The organism is Citrobacter sp. S55_ASV_140 (assembly GCF_018919505.1).
Classification (GTDB): domain Bacteria; phylum Pseudomonadota; class Gammaproteobacteria; order Enterobacterales; family Enterobacteriaceae; genus Citrobacter; species Citrobacter werkmanii.
In genome coordinates, this window is the sequence record NZ_JAHLQZ010000279.1 from 1 (window position 1) to 4,033 (window position 4,033).

3 protein-coding genes are annotated in these 4,033 nt (G+C 54.2%); all 3 read left to right on the plus strand.

Annotation, left to right across the window (positions count from 1 at the left end; genetic code table 11):
- Positions 1-1,980 (plus strand): DNA translocase FtsK (locus tag KQJ18_RS22360; RefSeq protein WP_253297551.1); only part of this gene is annotated, 1,980 nt, incomplete at its 5' end.
- A 111-nt stretch (positions 1,981-2,091) separates the two neighbouring features.
- Positions 2,092-2,703: an outer membrane lipoprotein chaperone LolA gene (gene lolA / locus KQJ18_RS22365; protein WP_216422773.1), complete on the plus strand. Its 612-nt coding sequence runs from the start codon at positions 2,092-2,094 to the stop codon at positions 2,701-2,703.
- A gap of 10 nt (positions 2,704-2,713) precedes the next feature.
- Positions 2,714-4,033: replication-associated recombination protein RarA (rarA, locus tag KQJ18_RS22370; RefSeq protein ID WP_216422774.1), on the plus strand; the 1,320-nt coding region annotated here is incomplete at its 3' end.

Below are 4,033 nucleotides of genomic sequence, written 5' to 3' on the forward strand. Positions count from 1 at the left end.
ATGCAGCAGGATGAGCTGGCACGTCAGTTTGCCCAGTCTCAGCAGCACCGTTATGGCGATGATTATCAGGACGATACCCATCAGACTGATGACGAAGATTTGGCCGCAGAAGCGGAACTGGCTCGCCAGTTTGCCTCGTCCCAGCAGCAGCGCTATTCCGGCGAACAGCCTGCCGGGGCCAATCCGTTCTCGCTTGATGACTTTGAATTTTCGCCAATGAAAACGCTGGTGGATGACGGTCCGCATGAGCCGCTGTTTACGCCAGGCGTGATGCCAGAGCCTGCGCCGCAGCACCAGGAACCAGTCGCACCGCAGCAGCATTATCAGCAGCCGGCACAGCCTGCCGCACCGCAGCAGCATTACCAGCAGCCGGCACAGCCTGTCGCTCCGCAGCAGCATTACCAGCAGCCAGCACAGCCTGTTACACCGCCGCCGCAGGATAGCCTGATCCATCCACTCTTGATGCGTAACGGCGACAGCCGTCCGGTTCAACGTCCGAGTACGCCGCTGCCATCGTTAGATCTGCTCACGCCGCCGCCGAGTGAAGTTGAGCCGATTGATACTTTTGCACTGGAACAAATGGCGCGTCTGGTTGAAGCGCGTCTGGCGGACTTCCGTATTAAAGCTGATGTAGTGAACTACTCTCCAGGGCCGGTCATTACCCGTTTTGAACTAAACCTGGCACCAGGGGTTAAAGCGGCGCGCATTTCCAACCTGTCACGAGATCTGGCGCGTTCGTTGTCGACCGCTGCGGTCCGCGTGGTCGAGGTCATTCCTGGCAAACCGTATGTCGGACTGGAATTACCGAATAAAAAACGTCAAACCGTTTATCTGCGCGAAGTGTTAGATAACGCGAAATTCCGTGATAACTCGTCCCCGTTGACTGTGGTGCTGGGTAAAGATATTGCGGGCGAACCGGTTGTTGCCGATCTGGCGAAAATGCCGCACCTGCTGGTGGCAGGGACTACCGGTTCCGGTAAGTCTGTTGGGGTGAACGCCATGATCCTCAGCATGCTGTATAAGGCGCAGCCAGAAGACGTTCGCTTTATCATGATTGACCCTAAAATGCTGGAGCTGTCGGTTTATGAAGGCATTCCGCATCTGCTGACTGAAGTTGTGACCGACATGAAAGATGCTGCCAACGCTTTGCGCTGGAGCGTCAATGAAATGGAACGTCGCTACAAACTGATGTCGGCGCTCGGCGTACGTAACCTTGCCGGTTATAACGAGAAAATCGCCGAAGCAGCTCGTATGGGACGTCCGATCCCGGACCCGTACTGGAAGCCGGGCGACAGCATGGACGTTCAGCATCCAGTGCTGGAAAAACTGCCGTATATCGTTGTTCTGGTGGATGAATTCGCCGATCTAATGATGACCGTAGGTAAGAAAGTGGAAGAACTGATTGCACGTCTGGCGCAAAAAGCGCGTGCGGCGGGGATCCACCTGGTGCTGGCAACCCAGCGACCATCCGTTGACGTCATTACCGGTCTGATTAAAGCGAATATCCCAACGCGTATTGCCTTTACCGTGTCCAGCAAAATTGACTCGCGTACTATCCTTGATCAGGGCGGCGCGGAATCGCTGCTGGGGATGGGCGATATGCTCTATTCGGCGCCGAACTCGACGATCCCTGTGCGTGTACACGGTGCCTTTGTTCGTGACGAAGAAGTTCATGCGGTGGTTCAGGACTGGAAAGCGCGCGGTCGTCCACAATATGTTGATGGCATTACCTCAGACAGCGAAAGCGAAGGTGGTGCTGGCGGCTTTGATGGTGGCGAAGAGTTAGATCCGTTGTTCGATCAGGCGGTGAACTTTGTTACCCAAAAACGCAAAGCTTCCATCTCCGGTGTTCAACGACAGTTCCGTATCGGCTACAACCGAGCGGCGCGCATCATCGAACAGATGGAAGCGCAGGGAATTGTCAGTGAGCAAGGGCATAATGGTAATCGTGAAGTGTTGGCTCCGCCGCCCTTCGATTGATTGCAAAGTTAAGTAATTCAGTATTATCTACTTTCCTCATGCTGTTTTTTGGCCTGAAATGGATAGCAGAGGGATCTCCCCGTTGGGAGTGACGTATTTTGAGGAATAACGATGAAAAGAATCGCAATCACCTGTGCATTACTGTCGAACTTTGTAGTGAGCAGCGTCTGGGCTGATGCTGCCAGCGACCTGAAAAGCCGCCTGGATAAAGTCAGTAGCTTCCATGCCAGCTTTACGCAAAAGGTTACGGACGGTAGCGGTGCGGCAGTGCAGGAGGGGCAGGGTGATTTATGGGTTAAACGTCCTAATCTGTTTAACTGGCACATGACGCAGCCTGACGAGAGCATCCTGGTCTCCGATGGTAAAACGCTGTGGTTCTTTAACCCGTTTGTTGAACAAGCTACTGCAACCTGGCTGAAAGACGCCACCGGCAACACGCCGTTCATGTTGATTGCGCGTAACCAGGCCAGCGACTGGCAGCAGTACAACATTAAGCAAAACGGCGATGATTTCGTGCTGACGCCGAAAACCAGCAACGGAAACCTGAAACAGTTTACGATCAATGTTGGGCGTGACGGGACGATCCATCAGTTTAGCGCCGTTGAGCAAGACGATCAGCGCAGCAGCTATCAACTGAAATCGCAGCAGAATGGCGCGATTGAACCATCTAAATTCACCTTTACCCCGCCACAAGGTGTAACGGTTGACGATCAACGTAAGTAGAGGCGTGTGAGTGAGCAATCTGTCGCTCGACTTTTCTGATAATACCTTTCAGCCACTGGCCGCGCGTATGCGGCCAGAAAATTTAGCGCAGTATATCGGCCAGCAGCATCTGCTGGCTACCGGTAAGCCTTTGCCCCGCGCCATTGAGGCCGGGCACCTGCACTCTATGATTTTATGGGGACCGCCGGGAACGGGTAAAACCACCCTTGCTGAAGTTATTGCCCGTTACGCTAACGCCGATGTTGAACGAATTTCGGCGGTCACCTCTGGCGTAAAAGAAATTCGTGAAGCGATTGAGCGTGCGCGTCAGAACCGTAACGCTGGCCGACGCACAATACTGTTTGTGGACGAAGTCCATCGATTTAATAAAAGCCAGCAGGATGCGTTTTTACCGCATATTGAAGACGGTACAATTACGTTTATTGGCGCTACCACCGAAAACCCCTCGTTTGAATTGAATTCGGCGCTGCTGTCGCGGGCACGCGTTTATTTGCTGAAATCGTTAACCACCGACGATATTGAACAGGTGCTTGACCAGGCGATGTCAGACAAAGCGCGTGGCTATGGCGATCAGGATATTGTTCTGCCACAAGAGACGCGTCGGGCGATTGCTGAACTGGTTAATGGTGATGCGCGGCGGGCGCTGAATACGCTGGAAATGATGGCCGATATGGCCGAAGTTGATGATTCCGGCAAGCGCGTATTGAAAGCGGAATTACTGACCGAAATTGCCGGTGAACGCAGCGCGCGCTTTGATAATAAAGGCGATCGCTTTTACGATCTCATCTCCGCCTTACACAAGTCGGTACGTGGTAGCGCGCCGGATGCGGCGCTCTACTGGTATGCGCGAATCATTACCGCTGGTGGCGATCCGCTGTACGTTGCCCGTCGCTGCCTGGCGATTGCCTCTGAAGATGTGGGTAACGCAGATCCTCGCGCTATGCAGGTGGCGATTTCCGCGTGGGATTGTTTCACTCGCGTGGGACCCGCGGAAGGCGAGCGGGCAATCGCTCAGGCGATCGTCTATCTGGCCTGTGCGCCGAAGAGTAACGCGGTTTACACCGCCTTTAAAGCCGCGCTGGCCGACGCCCGTGAACGTCCGGATTACGACGTTCCCGTTCACCTGCGCAATGCGCCGACTAAGCTGATGAAAGAGATGGGCTACGGTCAGGAGTATCGTTACGCGCATGATGAACCAAATGCCTATGCCGCCGGAGAAGAGTACTTCCCCCAGGAAATGGCACAAACGCGCTATTATCGCCCCACAAACAGAGGTCTTGAAGGCAAGATTGGCGAAAAGCTCGCCTGGCTCGCCGGACAGGATCAAAAT